At 63.1% G+C, this 19,220-nt stretch carries 20 protein-coding genes and 1 tRNA gene; 7 read left to right on the forward strand and 14 right to left on the reverse strand.

The features are described 5' to 3' along the window. Positions 1 to 57: 57 nt before the first annotated feature. Together AC1TPF_RS01625 and AC1TPF_RS01630 are read right to left on the reverse strand one after the other, a co-directional pair. Entirely contained in the window at positions 58 to 1,101 is a 1,044-nt protein-coding gene (locus tag AC1TPF_RS01625) for an isopenicillin N synthase family dioxygenase (protein WP_482142358.1), read from the reverse strand. An 83-nt stretch (positions 1,102 to 1,184) separates the two neighbouring features. Then, a complete protein-coding gene (locus AC1TPF_RS01630) occupies positions 1,185 to 1,631 on the reverse strand; it encodes an Hsp20/alpha crystallin family protein (RefSeq protein ID WP_482136831.1) in 447 nt (148 codons plus the stop codon). Between the two features lie 241 nt (positions 1,632 to 1,872). Here AC1TPF_RS01630 and AC1TPF_RS01635 point away from each other — a divergent pair, with 241 nt between their 5' ends. Then, positions 1,873 to 2,589: a GAF and ANTAR domain-containing protein gene (locus AC1TPF_RS01635; RefSeq protein WP_482142360.1), complete on the forward strand. Its 717-nt coding sequence runs from the start codon at positions 1,873 to 1,875 to the stop codon at positions 2,587 to 2,589. Positions 2,590 to 2,603: 14 nt separating this feature from the next. Here the strand turns inward: AC1TPF_RS01635 and AC1TPF_RS01640 are convergent, their stop codons facing one another. The 3 genes from AC1TPF_RS01640 to AC1TPF_RS01650 all read right to left on the reverse strand — a co-directional run bounded on the left by AC1TPF_RS01640 (position 2,604) and on the right by AC1TPF_RS01650 (position 6,279). Continuing rightward, the gene (locus AC1TPF_RS01640) at positions 2,604 to 3,518 is read right to left on the reverse strand and encodes an alpha/beta hydrolase (protein ID WP_482136829.1); all 915 of its coding nucleotides are present in this window, start codon (positions 3,516 to 3,518) and stop codon (positions 2,604 to 2,606) included. Between the two features lie 365 nt (positions 3,519 to 3,883). Next, positions 3,884 to 4,840: an antibiotic biosynthesis monooxygenase gene (locus tag AC1TPF_RS01645; RefSeq protein WP_482142362.1), complete on the reverse strand. Its 957-nt coding sequence runs from the start codon at positions 4,838 to 4,840 to the stop codon at positions 3,884 to 3,886. Positions 4,841 to 4,848: 8 nt separating this feature from the next. Next, positions 4,849 to 6,279, reverse strand: a complete 1,431-nt coding sequence (locus tag AC1TPF_RS01650; protein ID WP_482137318.1) for a guanine deaminase — start codon at positions 6,277 to 6,279, stop codon at positions 4,849 to 4,851. A 71-nt stretch (positions 6,280 to 6,350) separates the two neighbouring features. Between AC1TPF_RS01650 and AC1TPF_RS01655 the strand changes: the two genes are divergently transcribed. Both AC1TPF_RS01655 and AC1TPF_RS01660 read left to right on the forward strand, forming a co-directional pair. Then, positions 6,351 to 6,938, forward strand: a complete 588-nt coding sequence (locus AC1TPF_RS01655) for a TetR/AcrR family transcriptional regulator (protein ID WP_482136827.1) — start codon at positions 6,351 to 6,353, stop codon at positions 6,936 to 6,938. A gap of 131 nt (positions 6,939 to 7,069) precedes the next feature. After that, a complete protein-coding gene (locus AC1TPF_RS01660) occupies positions 7,070 to 7,984 on the forward strand; it encodes an oxygenase MpaB family protein (RefSeq protein WP_482142363.1) in 915 nt (304 codons plus the stop codon). Between the two features lie 13 nt (positions 7,985 to 7,997). On the opposite strand, the gene AC1TPF_RS01665 is transcribed toward AC1TPF_RS01660, so the two are convergent. Then, positions 7,998 to 9,023: an alpha/beta hydrolase gene (locus tag AC1TPF_RS01665; RefSeq protein WP_482142365.1), complete on the reverse strand. Its 1,026-nt coding sequence runs from the start codon at positions 9,021 to 9,023 to the stop codon at positions 7,998 to 8,000. A 247-nt stretch (positions 9,024 to 9,270) separates the two neighbouring features. Between AC1TPF_RS01665 and AC1TPF_RS01670 the strand changes: the two genes are divergently transcribed. Next, positions 9,271 to 10,326, forward strand: a complete 1,056-nt coding sequence (locus tag AC1TPF_RS01670) for a beta-ketoacyl-ACP synthase 3 (RefSeq protein WP_482143989.1) — start codon at positions 9,271 to 9,273, stop codon at positions 10,324 to 10,326. On the opposite strand, the gene AC1TPF_RS01675 is transcribed toward AC1TPF_RS01670, so the two are convergent. Further along, positions 10,246 to 10,968, reverse strand: coding sequence for a GntR family transcriptional regulator (locus AC1TPF_RS01675; RefSeq protein ID WP_482142366.1), 723 nt, complete (start codon positions 10,966 to 10,968; stop codon positions 10,246 to 10,248). The genes AC1TPF_RS01670 and AC1TPF_RS01675 overlap by 81 nt on opposite strands. 194 nt (positions 10,969 to 11,162) lie before the next feature. Here AC1TPF_RS01675 and AC1TPF_RS01680 point away from each other — a divergent pair, with 194 nt between their 5' ends. Further along, entirely contained in the window at positions 11,163 to 12,518 is a 1,356-nt protein-coding gene (locus AC1TPF_RS01680) for a cytosine permease (protein WP_482142367.1), read from the forward strand. A 40-nt stretch (positions 12,519 to 12,558) separates the two neighbouring features. Then, positions 12,559 to 13,284, forward strand: a complete 726-nt coding sequence (gene biuH, locus AC1TPF_RS01685) for a biuret amidohydrolase (RefSeq protein ID WP_482142368.1) — start codon at positions 12,559 to 12,561, stop codon at positions 13,282 to 13,284. Between the two features lie 73 nt (positions 13,285 to 13,357). On the opposite strand, the gene AC1TPF_RS01690 is transcribed toward biuH, so the two are convergent. Continuing rightward, positions 13,358 to 13,729: a DUF5997 family protein gene (locus AC1TPF_RS01690; RefSeq protein WP_482143991.1), complete on the reverse strand. Its 372-nt coding sequence runs from the start codon at positions 13,727 to 13,729 to the stop codon at positions 13,358 to 13,360. 47 nt (positions 13,730 to 13,776) lie between these two features. On the opposite strand from AC1TPF_RS01690, the gene AC1TPF_RS01695 reads away from it, so the two are divergent. Next, positions 13,777 to 14,499 (forward strand): LysR substrate-binding domain-containing protein, encoded by a 723-nt coding sequence (locus AC1TPF_RS01695; RefSeq protein ID WP_482142369.1) that lies wholly within the window; start codon positions 13,777 to 13,779, stop codon positions 14,497 to 14,499. Between the two features lie 18 nt (positions 14,500 to 14,517). Here AC1TPF_RS01695 and AC1TPF_RS01700 read toward each other — a convergent pair whose 3' ends face one another. From AC1TPF_RS01700 to AC1TPF_RS01725, 6 genes are all read right to left on the reverse strand, one after another. After that, positions 14,518 to 15,423 (reverse strand): exodeoxyribonuclease III, encoded by a 906-nt coding sequence (locus AC1TPF_RS01700; RefSeq protein WP_482142370.1) that lies wholly within the window; start codon positions 15,421 to 15,423, stop codon positions 14,518 to 14,520. Between the two features lie 208 nt (positions 15,424 to 15,631). Further along, entirely contained in the window at positions 15,632 to 16,537 is a 906-nt protein-coding gene (locus AC1TPF_RS01705) for an SGNH/GDSL hydrolase family protein (protein ID WP_482142372.1), read from the reverse strand. Beyond that, positions 16,534 to 17,856: an acyltransferase family protein gene (locus AC1TPF_RS01710; protein ID WP_482142374.1), complete on the reverse strand. Its 1,323-nt coding sequence runs from the start codon at positions 17,854 to 17,856 to the stop codon at positions 16,534 to 16,536. The genes AC1TPF_RS01705 and AC1TPF_RS01710 overlap by 4 nt, the downstream gene beginning before the upstream one ends. Positions 17,857 to 17,882: 26 nt before the next feature. Beyond that, the gene (locus AC1TPF_RS01715) at positions 17,883 to 18,230 is read right to left on the reverse strand and encodes a hypothetical protein (protein ID WP_482142376.1); all 348 of its coding nucleotides are present in this window, start codon (positions 18,228 to 18,230) and stop codon (positions 17,883 to 17,885) included. A 272-nt stretch (positions 18,231 to 18,502) separates the two neighbouring features. Beyond that, positions 18,503 to 18,590, reverse strand: a tRNA-Ser gene (locus AC1TPF_RS01720). A 13-nt stretch (positions 18,591 to 18,603) separates the two neighbouring features. Next, positions 18,604 to 19,089 carry a MarR family winged helix-turn-helix transcriptional regulator gene (locus AC1TPF_RS01725; protein ID WP_482142378.1) on the reverse strand — a complete coding sequence of 162 codons (486 nt, stop codon included), beginning with the start codon at positions 19,087 to 19,089 and terminating at the stop codon, positions 18,604 to 18,606. Positions 19,090 to 19,220: the final 131 nt, after the last annotated feature.

Raw genomic sequence — 19,220 nt, forward strand, 5'->3', positions numbered from 1 at the left:
GGCCCTTTGGCAAACAAACCCGCAGGTGGACGCCGCCAAAAGGCCACATCATCGGGGTCAGGGAGCCGTAGAAGCCCGGACCCGGGCGGCCTCTCGTTCGGCCGCGGCGTTGGCCACCCCGGCACGTGATCCGGCGAGCTTGGCCGCGAGGTGATCGGCCACCGTCACCGGCTCGTATTTGCTGCCCTCGCCGATGCACGACGGCAGGGTGCTGATGGTCGCGTCGATGTTGCCGTCGTGGAAGAACGCCGCCGAACGTCGACGTTCGATGACGCCGTTGACAATTGGCGGTTTCACGCGATGCAGCGTGGACATCCAGCGTTCGTTGGTCCAGCGCGCCATCAGGTCGCCGAGGTTGACCAGCAACGCACCGTCGGCGGGTGCGACATCGTGCCAGATCCCATCGTGGCCGAGAACCTGAAGACCTTTCACCTGGTCAGCCCAGAGGACGGTGACGATCCCATAGTCGGTGTGCGCACCCATTCCGGTCAGCTCACCGCCGAGGTCGATCTCGCCGGGCGGTAAGGCGTAGTTGTTCATCCGCAATACGTCGAGGGAATGGTCGGTGAACCCGGCGAAGAAGTCGGGCTCCAGATCGAGGGCATCGGCAAAGATCCGGGTGAGCGTGCGTGCCACCCTGGCCGCCTCGGTGTAGTAGGCCGATACCCCCGCCTCGAATGCCGGAGCCTCTGTCGGCCAGAGGTTTTCGGCGTAGTCGTCGTGCGGGAGGTGATGATCGGGGTAGTCGGCCGCGCATGACCCCACGTTGAAGGCTTCGAAGAAATCGTTCATTCGATCGGCAGACTCGACACCGAGACTCAGTGACAAGGACTCCGACTTCGGCGCGGTGTAACCGCGATTGATGCGCGGAGGCGTCCGATATGCCTTCTTGACATCGAGCGGCAACGCAAAGAAATCATCCATCGCGGCAGCGAAAGCACCCGACACCGCGTTCGGAACACCGTGTCCGACAATCTGAATGAAACCGACCGCCGAGCAGGCCGCGTCGATGCGTTCAGCGACGACAGCCCGCTCGGCGGCAGTTCCCCCACCCACGTATGCCGTGATGTCGACAGTGGGGACCACAAAATCAGATGTCATCCAAGACTCCTCCGCAGCGCTTGCGTCAACGTTAGTTCAGCGCCTACGGAGCCCGCATGTCGAGCGAGGATCTCTCCGTGCTGTCAGCCGCTGGACTCGATCGAGCGACCACTGTCGGAGTGTTCGATCTCGATGCGTCGGGGCTTGGCCTTCTCCGCGATCGGGATGGTCACGGAGAGAACACCATTGTCGTAGTGCGCGCTGATTCCGGCGGTGTTTATTCCGTCACCCAAGGACAGCTGGCGACGATAGCTTCCGAAGAACCGTTCATTGGTCAACCACTGCACGCCGTCATCGGACCTGGCGGTGCGCTGTGCCGAGAGTGTCAGAACACCGTTGTCGACGTTCACATCGACCGAACCCGGATCCACGCCGGGAAGATCAGCCGTCAGCAGATAGTGCCCATCGAGTTTGCATAGATCCATCGGCATGAACCGGGGAGTTCGCGAAGATCCCGTCCCCTCGGTCCTGGCACCCAGCAATCCGCGGGTCAACGCATCAACATCACTGAAAGGATCAAAACGAAGCACAGCAACCCACCTCCTACGTCGCTCATGGCCCGCCACCCTGGCGGGCGACCAAATCACTGTGCCCGATAGTTTTAGCACTCCGCAGCGGGCGTGCCAAGTACTTCCACCCAACAAATTTCTGACGGGAGTCACTGCCGCACAGACCTATTGGCCATCTCCGACAGACAGGGGGCGTGGTGTGCACCGTCCGTCGTGGAGCTAATATCGACATCGGGTATTCGTGCAGCGCGAAGGGATGGCCATGAACGAGAACACAACAACCCTCCCCGCGGATTTGGCTGTGATCGCCCGAGAGCTCTACGCGGAACGCGGTGACATCCGCGCGCTTGCAGAGGCGATTTCAACGAAGGCGAAGCATCTGATGCCGGCCGCCGACGGTGTCAGCATCGTCATCGCGAGCAACGAGTCGATCGAACGAACCGTGGCGGTCGATGGGTTCGCGGGCACCTGCGACGGCCTGCAGATGAGCCTCGGAGAGGGACCCAGCCTGCACTCGGTAAGTCACCACGAAACCGTGCTGATCGAGGATGTCTCCCGAGACGCGCGGTGGGGCCGATTCGCTCGATCGGCAGCCGCGGCCGGTTTGGGTGCCATGCTCTGCCTTCCATGTGACGCGGGTGCGAACAGGATCGGGACCGTGAACATGTACAGCCGCACTGTCGGCGGATTCAATGCCGATTCCAAGATGATCGGCGAGTTGTTCACGGCCCACGCAGCTCTCACCTTCGCCGCCTCACGCGAGAACGAACAGTTACAACTCGCGGCCGAGAGCCGGGACGTGATCGGGCAGGCCAAAGGCATGATCATGGAACGGTTCGGCATCAATGCCGATCAGGCATTCGCACTTCTCCGGAGGTTCTCGCAGGACTCCAACATCAGAATTGCCGTACTCGCCCGCCAAGTGGTGGAGGCCGGTTCCGACATCCTCCTGCCTGATGCAGACTCTTCCTGCGTGTGACCACCGGCCGATGCTCACCCGCCGGTGACCGCAGTGACTTGTTCGGCGATCAGCCCCAACGCCTTGTCGGCCGCAGGCAGGATTCCCGAGAACTGGACGAACCCATGCATCTGGCCGTCAAAGATGTTGAGTTGCACCGGCACTCCCGCGTCCCCCAGCGCCACGGCGTACGCTTCACCCTCGTCTCGCAGAACGTCATATTCGGGGATCAGCACCAGCGCCGGTGGGGACCCGACCAGGACTCCCCGCAGTGGCGACGCGTCCGCCTGGTTCCGAACGTCCGGATCGGGCGCGTAGTGATTCCAGAACCAGATCATCGAATCTCTGTCCAGAAGTAGTTGATTCGCAGGATCGAGGTAGCTGACCGTATCCAGATCATGGTCGGCGATGGGATAGATCAGGACCTGCAACACGATGAGGGGACCGGATTCACGGACAGCGCGTTGTCCGACCACGGTGGCCAGGTTGCCGCCTGCGCTGTCTCCCGCGACAATCAGCGGCAGAGTGGGCCAACTCGCTGCCGTCCAATTCGTCACATCCCACGCGTCATGTGCAGCAGTGGGATATCGATACTCGGGCGCCAGGCGATAATCAGCCGACACCACAACACAATTGGCGATCGCAGCCAGCCGCCGCAGGGTCGAGTCATATACCGCGGTGGATCCGAGCACCCAACCACCACCGTGGAAATAGACGATCACCCCACGAGGCTGTTCGGTCGCGCTGTAGACGCGCACCGGAATCCGGTACCCGTCATCGGCCACCACGGTGTCCTGGGCAACCGCGTACAGATCTGGACCCGGCTCCAAGTGCTCGGCGAGGGCAGCGAAGACCTCGCGGGCCTGCGCCACCGGCAGCTGCCGAATCCGCGGTTCACCGGCCTCCGCCAAGCGGGCCAGTAAGGCTGAGGTCGCATCATCGACTGCCATCGGCCCAATGTACTGCGCGACCGACAAAGAGGACCGTAGGTGACTCACCGAACACGGGATCCGGCCAATACGGACATCAGTTGTCGCAGTTCAGACCCATATCGAACGTATTTATGTAAACAGCGATTCTCACCTGAAGAACGTGGCACACTGTCTGGCGAGAGGATGATCCGCATCGTAAGGAGATCGATCATGACCCGAACCGCCGAGGCCGTCCACGTCAGTGCGCTGTTCATCGACGTCAACGGTGCGATGTCCGCCTACCAGAGCGTCAAGACCATCTTCCGCTGATCCCCCCAGACCAGTGCCTGGTCGGACGGGGAGGTCCGGCCAGGCACTACCCAAGTGCCGCAGCAGTTATCTGCTCAGGCATAGTCCCAGAATTGCAGCCACCGTACGTTGGCAAACAACGCGAGGGTGGCGGCGTAGAGCACAACGACCACGAGGACACCGACGATCGACACCTTGAGTGACGATCCTCGAAACGGATCCAGCCAGAACGAGAACGCCGCGGTGGCCATGGGCATCAACAGATACGTCAGCAGCGACACCGACAGAATCTGACTGAGCCACATGGACAGCCAGGGCTCGGCGCCCCACTGGTCGAAGTACGGCCCCACGAAACGCGACAGCACCATCACTGTCGGGTAGAGCACCAGCAGCACCATCATCCCGACTTTCCATTCGGGTGTTGCCGCCGATCGGCCGTCGGCGACCCGCACGATCGAACCGAACGAGTTCGCCTCGAACGACGAAGAGAAGTCTTGCTCGAGATTCGACCGTAGTTCGCCAAGGGCCTGCGCACGTTCGGGAGCATCACGCCACCGGGTCAGCAGAGCATCTGTTCGGAACTTGACCACGGCGGTCCACTCTTCGATTCCGTCGTGGGCCAGGCGTGGTCCGGTGAGAATCGAGTACTCGAAACCCGGTGCGGCTGCACTCAGATCCATCAACTTGCGTTGCGCCGCAATGAACCCGGCCACGTTCGCCGGTTCCACCCGGTGGACGAAGATACCCACCCCGGATGGTGGTTGTTCACCGTCGACGGTGACCAGGTCGCTGAACTCGCGGCGGATGCCGCAACTTGCCCCCACCTTGACCAACCGTGACCACGCCGGTGAATCCAGCCACGCCTGCAACACTGCCTCGTCAGCAAACGTCAACGCCACCGCCGGTTGCCGATCTCCGGCCACCGCGAGGTGCCGGTAGCCGACCGCATTCTCCGCGATCACCCGCACCCGCCCGGACCAATCCGCGAAGTCGTTGTCGGAGACCGGGTGAAAGGCAACAAAAACGGTTGCCTCACCGGATGTTTCGATCATCTACGGAATCAGTCCTCGTCGATCTTGCGACCCTGGACGTACACCGATGCGATGGCGGGTTCACGCAATTGCATGAGGAGCGCAAACAGCAACTGATCCCGGGCCAAGTCTGCATCGTCAGCGCGAACACCATGGGTGACCGAGTTGTACAGCGGCGGCCACTGCTCGGGATCGATCACGATGAAGTCGGCTTCCTTGCCGACGTCGAAGTTGCCGAACCGGTTTTCCATGTCGAGCGCGCGGGCGCCGGCAAGGGTTGATACGAACAGCATTTCCGCCGGATGCATCGAGACCCCGGCATCACCGGGCTCGGTGATGTGGACTTTGAAGGCGTCGTTGGCAACTCGCGAGATCAGCCATTCATCGCCCCCACCGTGATCGGTGCCGAGTGAAATGTTCACTCCGGACGCCACGGTCCGCAGCCACGGCATCGTGCCCGACCCCAGGAACAGCTGCGAGACCGGGCAATGCGAGATCGAGGTTCCGGTCTCGGCCATGCGGGCCAGTTCTCCGTCCTGGCAATGCACCGAATGCGCCATGATCGTGCGTGGTCCGAGGAGCGAGTCACCACCGATCTTGGAACCCGGCAGGAACTTTCCATCGTAGGTGTCGAGGTAGCTGTCGACCTGATAGACCGCCTTGGTCGCATCGACCTCTCCGGTACCCGGACGATTGTTCTCGTTCAGGTGCGTGTGGACGTACACGCCCTTCGATCGCAGGTCGGTGTACAGCTCACCGAGTGCCGCCAGCGTCGTCGGTGTCACAGACAGTGAAAACCGCGGCACGAGTGCGACATGCAACAGTGCGGTCGCGACGTCTCCGGTGTCGGCGCCATGCCACTTGTCGACCTCTGCCGCGGTCAGCTCGATGGCCTTCTCTTCGCTTGTCAGCAGAGGACCCGCGGAATCGGGTCCGCGGGTTTGGATCCCGCGACCGCTGACGATGCGCAGGCCACGTCGCTGTGTCTCTTCGAACAATGCGTCCTGCGCATGGGGGAATGCCGATCCGAACACCATCGCAGCGGTGGTCCCGGCCCGGACCCGCCTGCGTGTGAACTCGGCGGCGGCCAACTGCCCGAACTCGGGATCGCCGAGTTTCGATTCGGAGGGAAAAATGCACCGCTCGAGCCATTCCAGCAATTGCCCACCGCCGTAGGCATCACCGGCGAACGTCTGCGGGAAATGAATATGGGTGTCGACGAACCCGGGAAGAATGAATCCGGGCCGATAGTCGACGACCACCGAATGGTCGTGTTCATCTGGGAGCGAGGAGAATTCGCCGCACCATGAAATGGTGCCGTTTTCATCGACCACAAGAGCGCCGTCTTCGATGAAGACAAGGGCGTCGTGCGCTGTGGTCACTTTCGGCGAACCCGCGATATGAAAGATCTGTCCGCGATAGAGGTGCTTCACCGAATCACTAAAGCACCCCGGCGCCATTCGCGCTCGGCGGTCGCCAGAAATGAATGTCGTCAAACATCCATCGAAGTCGGATCGGTAGGGTTGAAAAGGTGCAACGCACCAACGCAACTCAGCAGGAACAGGAAGAGGCGATACTCACGGCGGCCGTCGCGGAGTTCGCCTCGATGGGCGTCCGTGGCGCCAACGTGGAACGGATCGCACAGCAGGCCCAGGTCAGCCGGAGCACCCTGTACCGCCGGTTTCCCAGCAAGGAAGATCTTCTCACGGCCGTCGGAGCGCGGATGCAAGCAGACTTCATGCGTGGTGTGGCCGCTTCGGTCGAGGGCCTCGACCCCCGCGCTGCCGTGGTCGAAGCCTTCACCCAGACCATCGAGGCTTTCCGCACCAACCCGCTTGCCCGGCGGCTGATCGCGGACGAACCCGAGGCGCTAGACCTGTTGATCGGATTCGAGCGATCGCAGTCCGACGCGGTCATCGACTCGTTCAGCGACGCCATCGCGCACACACTGCGCAAGGCCGGTGCTTCGATGCCTGCGGACGACCTCAGACTCGCCGCCGAGTTGCAGATGCGCCTCGTGGCCTCCTTCGCGATGTCCCGCTCCCGCGCGCTAGACCTGACCGATGCCGTCGCCACCCGTCACTTCGCGGAGAAGTTCCTCGCGCCGATGATCTGGTGACACAGATACTCGACTGACGTCTCACAGCCCCTTTTCATACCCGCAATCCCAGCGCATGACCGGCGATGAAACCTGTTACCGTTGGAGCAGTTGAAACAGATAAAGATAGTTGTGTCATCACAGGGGGCGCCATGACAGCATTTGAGAGCGCGGTTCGCGAAGCCACGCCCATGCCGATCGACGATCGAGACGCCGACTCGGCACCGCCGCTCGGCCCGGACTCGCTGGTCTGGAAGTTCTCCGGCGACATCCGCAGCGCATTCTGTTTCCAGCGCACTGCCGGCACCGAGAACTGCATCGAGCAGCTCGCCAAAGGCGTCGAAGACCACTCGGTGATCTTCTCCGATTTCCTTGGCCGCGCGCAGCGCACGGTGCCGCCGATCATGAACACCATCTACAGCGCGAACCCCCACGAGTGGGGCCGCCGGGTCCGCGACTTCCACAAGCCGATCAAGGGGACGATCGACAGCGACGGATCGCGCTATCACGCACTCAATCCCGAGCTGTTCTATTGGGCGCACGCAACATTCATCGACCAGGTCATCTACACGGCCGACACCTTCATCCGGCGGCTGACTGACGCCGAGAAGGCGCAGATCTTCGAAGAAGGCAAGGCCTGGTACCGCCTCTACGGTGTCAGCTCGCGCAACGAGCCGCAGACCTACACGGAATTCTGCGAGTACTGGGACTCGATGCTGGACCGTTTCGTGCCGACAAAGACGATCACCTACGCCACCGGATACCTGCGCAAAGGCCTGCCCCGCCCGAAATCGATTCCGGCGCCCGTGTGGGTGGTGCTGTCACGTCCGTTGAACGCCGTCGTCCGCACCGTGGTCATCGGTACCGTGCCCCAGCAGATGCGTGATGTCTGCGAGCTGGAGTGGAACCCGAAGATGCAGAAGCGCTACGACCGCTTCACCGCAGCCATGCGCGCGGCGAATCCGATCTTCAACCGCCTTCCCGTGCGCCGGCTGTACGTCAAGTACGCGGCAGCCGGCTGGGAACGCGAAGGTGTCGACCCGCGCCGCATTCACAACGGCCGCTGAGTCACCGAAAGCTTCAGGCCGAAATACCCATCGATGCCGCCAGCGTGGGCCAGGACTTGCGCAGGTCCTCTTCCCAGTAGCCCCAGGAATGGCTGCCGGGCTGATCAAGATCGGTCACCGCGGGGATCCCGAGTTCACTGAGCCGGTCTGCGACCTGCCGGGTGCACAGGCCGGTTGCGGCCTCGATACCGCCGCCGAGGACGATCTGGTCCGTGAGGCTGTTGACCTGGCCGTTGAGCCGCACGTTGTCTTCGTTGTCGTACTTGCCGGGCAGCCCGTTTCGGCTCGACAGGTAGATCGTCTTGCCACGGAGCTTGTCTGCGTTGAGGTACATGTCGTGCTCGGCCCACAGCGGGTTCTCCGGCTCGCCCCACATATTCGTCATATCGCCCTTGCCGCGGGTCTCGACGACCAACTTCATGTATTCGCGTCCGACGACATCGGTGGTCCGGGCGCATCCACTGAACGATGCGACGCCCTGGTAGAGGTCACCGCTAAGTGCGGCCAAGAACAACGAGGACGAGCCGCTCATCGACATGCCCATGATGGAATTGACACCCGTGGTGCCGAGTTCGGCGTCGATGACCGGCGGCAGCTCCTTCGTCAGGAACGTCTCCCACTTGTTGTGACCGAGTTCCGGGTCATCGTTGATCCAGTCGGCGTAGTAACTGAATGTGCCGCCCCGCGGGGAGACCACGTTGACGTCTTTGTCGGCGAAGAAGTCGACGACGTCGGTGGCCTCGAACCAACCGGACTTCTCCACCACACCCTGGCCTGCGCCGTTGAGCGCGTACAGGGTTGGGCTCGGCTCACTGCGGTCGGCTGGGACGAGCACATCAAGCGCTTCGATGGAGTCCATCGAAGGCGAATACACATTGATCACCCGATGCTGGTCCGTGAGGGTTTCGATACTGGTGATGTAGGCCTGCGAACCGGCCTCGCCGATGTTCGCCGAGGCGGCGCCCGTACCAAATGTTGCAGTGGTCAGAGCGACGAGTGAAGCCAGAGCGAGAGCCCCGAGTGTGGAGGTGATGCGCATCGAGGTTGGTCAGCCTTTCGAAATGCTCGGTGCACTACGCACCGAACCCCACCCCTTTGCAGAATGTAGTCGACGGGTGGGTACGTCTCCACCCAGGCGCCCTACGATGACAGTTGGCGCGCAACCAATCACATTTGCTTCGACAGGAACTGAAGGCGTAGCGCCTCCCCCGCACAGGCCCTGAGAGCGCGTACCCTGCGAAAAATCGATGAACTCGGTGAACCGATCGAAGGGGCTCGGATCAGGCATGAACATCGCGGCAACCACTGGCCATCGCAACGTCTCGATTTTGGGGATCGGCGCGTACCGACCGAAACGGATCGTCACCAACGACGAAGTGTGCGAGATCCTCGACTCGACGGATGAATGGATCTTCGAACGCAGCGGAATCCGGAGCCGTCGATGGATCAGCGGGGACGAGACCGCACGGTCCATGGCTGTCGCGGCCGCCGATCGCGCCATCAAGAACAGCGGCATTGATCGTAAAGACATCGGCGCACTGATCCTGGCGACCGGCAGCTGGAAGACAAAAATTCCCCATGGCGGCCCGGTAGTGGCTCTTGACCTCGGTATCAACGGGATCCCGGCCTTCGACGTCGCGTCCGGCTGCGGTGGTTTCGGCTATGGCCTCGGACTGGCGACGGACATGATCCGGTCCGGCTCGGCCCGGCATGTACTGGTGATCGGGGTCGAGACGATGTCGGTGGTGATGGAACCCACCGACCGCAACACCGCCTTCATCTTCGGCGACGGAGCCGGAGCGGTGGTGGTCGGCCCGAGCGAGGAGAACGGCATCTCCCCCACCGTCTGGGGCAGCGACGGCGAGAACAGCGACGCCATCTCGCAGAACTACGACATCCCCGGGTACATGGACCGCGCCGAAGCGTTTCAGTCGAAGGATCCCGAGACCGAACCGGTCGGCCGGATGGTTGTCGAGATGCAGGGCAGTCGCGTATTCCGCTGGGCGGCAATCACTCTGCCCAAGGCACTCGGACGAGTGCTCGAACAGTCCGGAGTTGCGAAGGAAGACATCGAGATCTTCATCCCGCATCAGGCCAACGCCCGCATCAACACGCTGATGAAGGCCAATCTCGGTCTACCCGACGATGTTCCGGTCGCGAACGACATCGAGACCACCGGAAACACCTCAGCGGCATCGATCCCGCTGGCCATCGAAGAGATGCTGGTGACCGGCAAGGCCAAAGGCGGCCAGACAGCGTTGCTATTGGGCTTCGGCGCCGGCCTGAGCTACGCCGGCCAGGTCGTCACCCTGCCCCCGGCCCCGTTCGAGGCGAGCTTCTAGCCGCTCGAGCCGACGGGAGGCGTCATCGCGGGTGTCGCGGATGTGCTCGGCCAGCAACTCGGCGGCGTCGTCAGGTCTGCGATCACGTATGGCGGCGAGGATGGCGCGATGCTCCGACACGGAGTCCCCGCGTCGACTCCCCGCAGCGGGCAGATAGAAAAAGCGCACCCGCTTGTTGAGGTCGGTGACCATCGACGACAACACTGCGTTCTGTGCGCAGGACGCCATGGCGACATGGAACTCCGCATTGATCGCGGCCAGGACTGCGGGATCTTCGGCGGCGGCCTGCCGTGCCACGATCTCTTCGAGTTCCGTCAGCTGCTCCGAGGTACGACGTTGCGCTGCCAATCGGGTCGCCTGGTGTTCGACGATGAGCCGCGCCTCGAACAGGTCGGCCATCTCATCGCGGTCCCGTTCGCGGACGAACGTACCTCGATGGTGGCGTCGGACAACCCATCCGTCAGCCTCGAGCGCACGTAGTGCCTCCCGGACCGGTATGTGACTGACACCGCGAACACGAGCGAGCTCGTCCGCATTGACCTTGCTTCCCGGCGTCATACGGCCGGTGAGAATCTCTTCTTCCACGTCCGCCCTGATCAGGTCGGCGACCGGCACCGCTTCGGCAGGCGTCTTCGATGGCATGACGGAAATCCTATATGTAACTGTTGTCACCCGCGGGCTTCACAGTCGCATTGACCACGGACGAATTGTCCCGTGAGGACCACAAAATACCGCCCGAAGTCGGTTTAACAACCAGTTCACAAACGCGAAACCCAAAACGACAGTAGGGACTGTTTCCTATAGGAAATCGCACGCACCTTCTCGGAAGGACTTCCATGACCCCCCACGCGAGCACGATCGACGCCGATTCGGGCGCCGACATACCCACCACAGACACGCTCGAAAACCCGCCACCAGTCGACCCCTTCGAGGAGTACGAGGACCGACCGGTTCCGACCGCAGCACGAAAGTCACTGTTCTCGGTGTCGGCGGTATGGCTGGGCTTCCCGATGATCCTGACCTGCGCGGTCTTCGGCGGCATGGTGGTGTACTCGCTCGGCTTCTGGCTCGGCATGGCAGCGATCCTCACCGGCAATCTGATCCTGATGGCCTACGTCGGCATCCTGAGCCACCAGGCAGGCAAGACCGGCGAGAACTTCGCACTGATGGCGGCCCGCACATTTGGCGCCCGCGGCTACCGCATTCCGGCTGCCTTCTTGGCCACGGTCGTGATCGGCTGGTTCGCCTTCCAGACCGGGCTGACCGGGTCGACGCTCGAGAGCGGCATGGGCTGGAACGCCACCCTGATCGCGCTCATCGCCGGAGTCGGCTATCTCCTGGCCACACTCCTGGGCATCCGCGCACTGACGGTCATCGGGATCATCGCGGCGCCGCTGTATCTGGTGCTGGGGATCGTGGCGATCGTCGAGGCCTCCTCGACGCCGGGTGCCTCCGATTTCGCCTCGTACTCAGGTGGGGCAGGCGCAAGCGCGCTCAGCTTCGGCGCCGCCGTCACGCTGGTTGTTGCGCTGTTCGCAGACTCGGGCACGATGACCGCCGACTTCACCCGCTGGTCAAAGAACGGCCGAGAAGGTTTCCTCGCCGCATTCAGCGCTTTCCCGGTGGGCAACACCATCGCATTGACGATCGGCGGAGTGATCGTGGCGATGGGTGCCTCCGACGATCCCGGCACCGCCGGTGGCAGCTTCCTGAATATCCTGATCGATCACGGCGGCATACTCGTCCCACTGGCCGTGGCATTCGTATTCATCAATCTGGGGTCGGTGTGCACGCACTGCCTGTACAACGGTGCGGTCGGCTGGAGTCAGCTGACCGGTGTTCGCATGCGGCCGTTGACCGTGCTGCTGGGTGCGATCGGCGTCGCCCTCGCGGTGGCAGGGGTCTGGAGTCACTTCGAGGAATGGCTGAACCTGCTCGGCGTCGTCGTGCCGCCACTCGGCGCAGTGCTGATCACCGATCAAATGTTGCGCCGCAAGGCTTCCCGCAGTTCGGACCGAGCCTGGGAGGCCGGCGCCTTCATCGCGTGGGGCCTCGGCGCGGCCGCCGCTCTCGCCGCCCACTATCTGTTGCCCGAACTCTGCGTGGTCGTCGTGGGCATTGTGGTCGCCACACTCACAGCTCTCGCACACGATCGCATCATCCGTCCGGCGACCGTCCCGTCCGCCGCGTGACCAGCGATCACACACCACCCGATCTCGTCAAAGGAACTCTGTGACAACCGCTTCTGCCTTCCCGACCCTCCCCGGCGCCACTCCGTACGCCTGGCCGTACAACGGTTCGTTCCGACCGGAGTCGACCGCCCTGCTGTGTATCGACTGGCAGACCGACTTCTGCGGCCCCGGCGGGTACGTGGACGCAATGGGCTACGACCTTTCCCTCACCCGCACACCACTGGAGCCGACGGCCCGGGTGCTGGCCGCCGCCCGCACCGCGGGACTGACCGTCATCCACACCCGTGAAGGACACCGTCCCGATCTCTCCGACCTGCCGGAGAACAAACGCTGGCGGTCCGCACAGATCGGGGCAGAGATCGGGGTCGAAGGGCCATGCGGCCGGATCCTGGTGCGCGGTGAAGAAGGTTGGCAGATCGTGCCCGAAGTCGCACCCATCGACGGCGAGGTGATCATCGACAAGCCGGGGAAAGGCGCGTTCTATGCCACCGATCTCGACCTGGTGTTGCGCCGCAACGGAATCACGCACATCATCCTCACCGGCATCACCACCGATGTCTGCGTGCACACCACGATGCGCGAGGCCAATGACCGCGGCTACGAATGCCTTGTCCTCTCCGACTGCACCGGGGCGACGGATCCGTCGAATCACCAAGCGGCCCTGCAGATGGTGACGATGCAGGGCGGCGTCTTCGGTGCGGTCGCGTCGTCGGCCGATCTGCTTGCGGCGCTGGGTTCGGTGACCGACGCGGCGGTGGCACGGTAAAGCCAGAGGTGGTGGCTTCTGGCGAGGCCCACCTGGGGCTTTTACTCGCCGAAAGCCACCATCATCGGGATACTTATTTTCTTCTTCGTGCGCGCGGCCGGTCGGTAGGTGCCGGCTTTTCGGTAGCCGCTTCCTTGCGAACCTCGATCTGGGTGGCGCGCTCGGCCTCGAGCCAGTCGGGCATCTCGGACAGGAGGGCGTTGATCTGCTCTGTGGTCAGCGCCTCGGTGATGCCGTGGCGTACGAGAGCGCCCTTCGAGATCCCCAGTTTCATCGCCACCAGGTTCTTCGGGTGGGGCCCGTTGACGCGCAGATCGCGCAGCCATTCCGGCGGGTCCGCCTGCAGCCCATCGAGTTCGGCACGGGTGATGACGCCCTCCTGGAACTCGGCGGGCGTCGCCGGCAGGTACACGTCCAACTTCTTGGCGGCGGTGGCCGACTTCATCGACTGCGAACTCATATGTCGAGGGTATCGGGCGGTAGCCTCTTGGCGTGACCACACCCGACGACGCCCCCTCATTTCGGCTGGCGTACGTGCCCGGCGTAACACCCGGCAAGTGGGTTCGCACCTGGAGTGAACGAATCCCGCAGACGCCTCTCGAACTCATCGCGATGGACGTCGCCGCGTGCACCGACGCAATCCGCGAGGGGCGGGTGCAGATGGCGATCACCCGCCTGCCTGACGCACTGCGCCACGGCGACCCGGGGCCGCACCACACCATCGAGCTCTACGAGGAGACGACCGTCGTGGTCGTACCGAAAGACCACGTCTTCACCGTTGGCGATGAGATAAGCGTTACCGACCTCGCCGACGAACAACTCCTGTGGCCGCTCGACGAGCCCATCGTGATGTCGAATCGGCCGGGAACAGCAGTGGACCATCAACCGGAAACCACCGGCGACGCAATGGAACTCGTCGCGGCGGGTACCGGCATCATCCTGGTCCCGCAGTCGCTGGCCCGACTGCATCATCGCAAGGATCTGGTCTTTCGTCCGGTGACCGACGCACCGGCCGGATCCGTCGGTCTAATGTGGCCGGCCCCGACCTCTGAGCTCGCCGACGAGTTCATCGGCATCGTGCGTGGACGTAAATCCACGTCGTCGAGGGGCGGCTCCGAACCTGCCCCCAAGCGCTCTGCCAAGGAGAAGTCATTGGCCAAACAGGCGCGCCGCCAAGCCTCGGGGAAGCCGGCAGGCAAGGGCCGACGCCGCTGATCTCACCCCTCGCTCGCGTCACAACCCGAGCGAGGGTGAATTCTCCGAGCGAACGTCGTCGTACTCGACGATCAGCGGGGCGTGATCGGAGAGCCGGAGTTGGGGCGCGGATTCCTTGTCGACGGTGACCCGACGTGCGCGCCGGGCTAGGCCCGGGGTGGCCAGCTGGTGGTCGACGCGCCAGCCGACGTCCTTCACGAACGACTCCCCTGCCCAGCTCCACCAGGTGAGCGGGCCCGGACGGTCACCGTGCAGAGTGCGCACCACATCGACCAGCCGACGCGGTCCGGTGATCTCATCGAACCAGGCTCGTTCCTCCGGCAAAAAGCCTTCCATCTTGCGGGCGGCGCGCCAGTTCGTCACGTCGTATTCGGTGTGCGCCACGTTGAGGTCGGCCAGCAGCAAGAACTCCCGTCCGGCCTGCCGCGCGGCCCGCCGGTTGCGCTCGAGCTCGCGGGCGAACCCGGCCAGAAACCGTTGCTTCCGAGCATATTTGACTCCGCCGTCGGGTTGCTCACGCATCGATCCGGGGCGCTGGAGTTCGGCGGGCAGGCCGCCTTTGGGGAGGTAGAGATTGCCGATGGTCAGGGGCCGATCGGCCAGATCGACCTCGATGTAGCGGCCCTCGGCAGCGAACACCGACAGCCCCCTGGCCTTCGGCGGATGCGTCAACCAGGTGCGCACCGCGGCGGGTTCGTGCCGGGTCAGGATCGCCACCCCGTTGCGTCCCGGAATCGAACCGACGTCGATCGACGCGATGTGGTCACCGAAGTCGCCGACGTCATCGATGCCGCACCGTAGTTCCTGCAACCCCACCACGTCCGGGGCGCGCTGAACCAGCCAGTCATCGAACCCGCGGCGCCGGGCCGCACGGATGCCGTTGACGTTGAACGATGCGACGGTGAAACCACCGGTGGGTGTCACTGTCGCCTCCTCGATCACATCTGTCCCGCAGTCGCGGGGCGAGAATACCGCGAGAGGACTTCAGTGACGACGGCCCACCTCACACCTCGACCAGCAGGGCGCGGTGGTCGGCAGCAAGTTCAGGTCGCCGCATGCCACCGTGACGTCGAGGTTGTCGAAGGTCGAGCCTTCGATGACGCCGACAGCGGTCAGGAAACGTCTCGGCGGGCTAGAGGCCCAGCTGCCCCGCGATCGTTTTCGCGAGCGCCGCATCGCCTTGCGGAGTGGGATGCAGCGGGATACCGAAGGGGTTGGCCTGCGGATTCACGACCCCACTGACCAGTGGTGCGATGCTGCAGGCCCCTTGTCCGGCAGTGATGGCCTGAGCGTCGATGAACTCGACACCGGTCAGTTCTGCGGCACCGGCCTGAGCCAGTTGGAGCCGCTCGGTGAATGCGCCGATACCGCTGGTGTTCGGAACCGTGACCGGCATCCCGGCGGCATTGATACATCCGTTGGGATCGTCCGGACTGATCAACTCGGGGTATCCGACGATGGCGATCTTGGCGTTGGGCGCGTAGTAGCGAACGTACTCGACCACGGGCCCGACCTTGTCTGCGTACGCCTGCGGTGTGATCTTCGCGAGGACGGGCGCAGTATCGTCGCATCCGCCTTCCACCAGGCAATCAAGAGCGAACTCGCCACCGGAGTCCAGCCCCTCCCACGGCCCGTTCATGCCCAGCTGGATGAGGACTGCGGCAGTGGAATCGGTGAATCCACCTCGTTTTTCGGCTTTGATGGCTTCGTCCGCGATCGTGTAGTCGGTCTCGGCCAGGGCAGCGCCACTGCACGCTTCGTTGATCAACGGCCGACTGGTGAGATCAGCCAACTGCTGCGGCCATGCGGTCGGGCTCTGCCCGCATCCGGAAATGTCAATGTTGTTCGATGCGAAGGAATCTCCGAGTACAACGACGTGGCCTGGTTGCTCGGTCGCCGTCACGGTCCCACCGACCTTTGTCGCGGATCCACCAGGGTCTGCCGACGCCACAGCGACAAACGGAAGGGCGACAAGAGGAATGGCCACCGCGACCAGCAGAACGTGCGCGACCCGAGATCGCATCGTCGACGGATTCATGGAAGTACCTCTTTCACGGTTTCGGCGGCGCGGTCCGGGGAAACCGATTGCGCCACTGACGGTTTTCGTTTGCGCCGTTTGGTGATGGGTTTGTCGATGAAGTGAAAAACCAGAGCGGCAGCTGCCAGCGACCCGACAAATGCCAGGGCACAGGCACCCAACCAGCCCCAGAAGCCGACAGCTCTGCCTGCGAGAAGGTATTTGGTGAGGATCAGCATGACGGGATACTGCAGTAGGTAGAAGCCGTAGGAGACGTCGCCGAACCAGACCATGGTCCGCGTCGAGTTGAGTCCGCGCTGCGCGTTGAGATCACGCATGCACGCCGTGGCGATCACAGCGGCTGTCGGCAGCAGGATCAGAACGCTCATCTTGTAGTTGATGGGGACAAACCACGTCGCGCCGAATGCGATCGCCAGTGCAGTCAGCGGCCACCACAGATTGGTGTTGCGCCACTTACCCGAGACGACCAGTCGGGCGACCAGGACGCCGAGGAAGAACTCCGGCAGCCGCGACAGCGGGAAGTAGTAACTCAACCAGTAGGCGTGTTCGGAGTAGCCCACATAGTCCTGGGCGAAGAATGCCGGCGAGGCGTTATAGCCGTACTCCTGCGTCGTGGTCGGCAATGTCGCAGGGATGCGGGCGCCATAGAAGTTCTCGGTGCCCTTGTATCCGTCGGCGAAGAGATAGTAGGCGGTGTGCAGCGCCACGATCAGAGCAAATACGCCCGCGATGGCGAGCGGTACGTACCGCTCGCGGATCCGATCCATCACCGGCACCAAGAACGGAAAGGTCGCGTAAAACAGTATTTCCGCGGCCAGCGACCAAGCCGGCACATTCAACCCACCCAGCGACGTCCAGTCCGGCCACCACGTCTGAATCAGCAGGAGGCACGGAAGCCAGGTCTGTGACCGGCCCATCGGCACCGGCACCACCAGCAACACAAGGACAACAGCGACAATGCTGGTCGGGTAGATCTTCTTGACGCGGCGCCACATGAATCCCCCGGCGCCATCACCCTCACGCCGCGTCCAGTACATGATGAAGCCCGACAGCACGAAGAAGAACGCCACACCCGCCGCCCCGACCTGCATCGGAACCGCTTCGGCGATATGCCAATACCGTTCGCTGCCGTAAAACGGGTAGACCGGCAAGAACACCAGCGTGTGCAGCACGAACACGGCCAACGCGGCCCACCAGCGCATCCCGGTCAGCGACGGCAGTCGCGCACCACGAGCTATTGCGGGACGCGTGTTCGGGTCGTCGGCCGACCGCCGCGGATCACTCGTGCTCGCAGACTGTTCGGCGTTCGCGATACGCACATCGTCTGCCCTGGACGTCAACCTGATCAGTACCCGGGACGACCACCGCCGCCGGCGGGCAGCTGCGGTGGGGCCTGCTCCTGAGGCTGCTCTTGTGTTTGCTGCGGAGCCTCGACGGGCGCCTGTTCCTGGGGTACCTGGGTCTGCTCCTCGACCGGGGCCGGGGCCTCGGTCTGTGGCGCCACGGTTTCACTCGATGGCGCCGGAGCGGTCGACGACGCCGGTGTGGAGGTGGTGGGCACCGACGAAATGGTCGTTGACACCGACGAGGACGGCGGGGCGTCGGTCGAGTTGTCGTCCGACCCGCATGCCGCCAGAGCACTCATTGCCGCAATCGCCACGAACGCACCCGCGAAAGACCGCTTGAACCTCATCGCCACAGGCCTTCTCCTCGTTTGTTTGAACAATGAAACAACCCCCATCGAGACACGGATAAGTGGAGGTCAGACGGGCAAAATGCAGCCGTCGATGGCCCGGCTCAGAGCATGACGAGAAGGTATCCCAAACAACCAGAAAATTCCGACAATGGACCGAAGTCGACGAACTTTGAATACGTTCGGATGGTCCGCCACAGACACCGATAGTGTGCCCTTTTGGCGTAGCCCACCTGGGCTTTTGTTCGCCAAAACGGCACACTATCGGGTGTTGGCGGAAGCGGAGGGATTTGAACCCCCGGTGGTTTCACCCACGCTCGCTTTCAAGGCGAGTGCATTCGGCCGCTCTGCCACGCTTCCTTCGGGCAAGAGCCTACTTCACGCGAACCTGAGGGTTCTCACGCAGCCACGTATCGACCTTCAGGAAGGTCGTCGCCATGGCTTCGCGCTCATGATCTTCGAGGTGATCGAGTAAGTAGGTACGAACCGCGACAACGTGACCTTTGGCGGCATCGTGGAGTTTGGTCCGGCCCAACTCGGTGATCCGGCAGACGCGATTGCGCTGGTCCTTGTCGTGATCCTTGGCCATCCGCTCGACCCAGCCGGCTTCGGCCATCCGGTCCACGCGTCGCGAAATGGTGCTCTTGCTGCTCAACGCACCATCGGCGAGAGCGCTCATCCGCATCGATTCCGACTCCGACAGCAACACCAGGATGCGGTAGTCGGCAAATGTGAGACCTGCGGTTTCCACCAGGGCGTCGTTGATCGCATCGAACAGGCGCTGTGATCCATTCATGAACGATCGCCACGCAAGTTGTTCAGAGTCGTCGAGCCAGGGCACAGCTGTATTGTCTGTCATTTCTCCCCCGGACTACGACTTTTGACCCAACCACGCCAGGATTCAGCGTTTACAAATCGGGACCTTACCGCCATTAAATGTGCGGCTTACGGACACCACCTATCGCCCGGCCGCACCTGCCGAGTAAAGGT

Source organism: Williamsia sp. Y853 (assembly GCF_056786495.1).

What these genes read in the sequence shown, in the direction of transcription:
- AC1TPF_RS01625 (WP_482142358.1), bottom strand. Translation starts at nt 1,101, where the DNA reads ATGACATCTGATTTTGTGGTCCCCACTGTCGACATCACGGCATACGTG.
- AC1TPF_RS01645 (WP_482142362.1), bottom strand. Translation starts at nt 4,840, where the DNA reads ATGATCGAAACATCCGGTGAGGCAACCGTTTTTGTTGCCTTTCACCCG.
- AC1TPF_RS01715 (WP_482142376.1), bottom strand. Translation starts at nt 18,230, where the DNA reads ATGAGGTTCAAGCGGTCTTTCGCGGGTGCGTTCGTGGCGATTGCGGCA.
- AC1TPF_RS01675 (WP_482142366.1), bottom strand. Translation starts at nt 10,968, where the DNA reads ATGCCATCGAAGACGCCTGCCGAAGCGGTGCCGGTCGCCGACCTGATC.
- AC1TPF_RS01635 (WP_482142360.1), top strand. Translation starts at nt 1,873, where the DNA reads ATGAACGAGAACACAACAACCCTCCCCGCGGATTTGGCTGTGATCGCC.
- AC1TPF_RS01665 (WP_482142365.1), bottom strand. Translation starts at nt 9,023, where the DNA reads ATGCGCATCACCTCCACACTCGGGGCTCTCGCTCTGGCTTCACTCGTC.
- AC1TPF_RS01670 (WP_482143989.1), top strand. Translation starts at nt 9,271, where the DNA reads ATGAACATCGCGGCAACCACTGGCCATCGCAACGTCTCGATTTTGGGG.
- AC1TPF_RS01640 (WP_482136829.1), bottom strand. Translation starts at nt 3,518, where the DNA reads ATGGCAGTCGATGATGCGACCTCAGCCTTACTGGCCCGCTTGGCGGAG.
- AC1TPF_RS01660 (WP_482142363.1), top strand. Translation starts at nt 7,070, where the DNA reads ATGACAGCATTTGAGAGCGCGGTTCGCGAAGCCACGCCCATGCCGATC.
- AC1TPF_RS01650 (WP_482137318.1), bottom strand. Translation starts at nt 6,279, where the DNA reads ATGGCGCCGGGGTGCTTTAGTGATTCGGTGAAGCACCTCTATCGCGGA.
- AC1TPF_RS01680 (WP_482142367.1), top strand. Translation starts at nt 11,163, where the DNA reads ATGACCCCCCACGCGAGCACGATCGACGCCGATTCGGGCGCCGACATA.
- AC1TPF_RS01705 (WP_482142372.1), bottom strand. Translation starts at nt 16,537, where the DNA reads ATGAATCCGTCGACGATGCGATCTCGGGTCGCGCACGTTCTGCTGGTC.
- AC1TPF_RS01690 (WP_482143991.1), bottom strand. Translation starts at nt 13,729, where the DNA reads ATGAAGTCGGCCACCGCCGCCAAGAAGTTGGACGTGTACCTGCCGGCG.
- AC1TPF_RS01725 (WP_482142378.1), bottom strand. Translation starts at nt 19,089, where the DNA reads ATGACAGACAATACAGCTGTGCCCTGGCTCGACGACTCTGAACAACTT.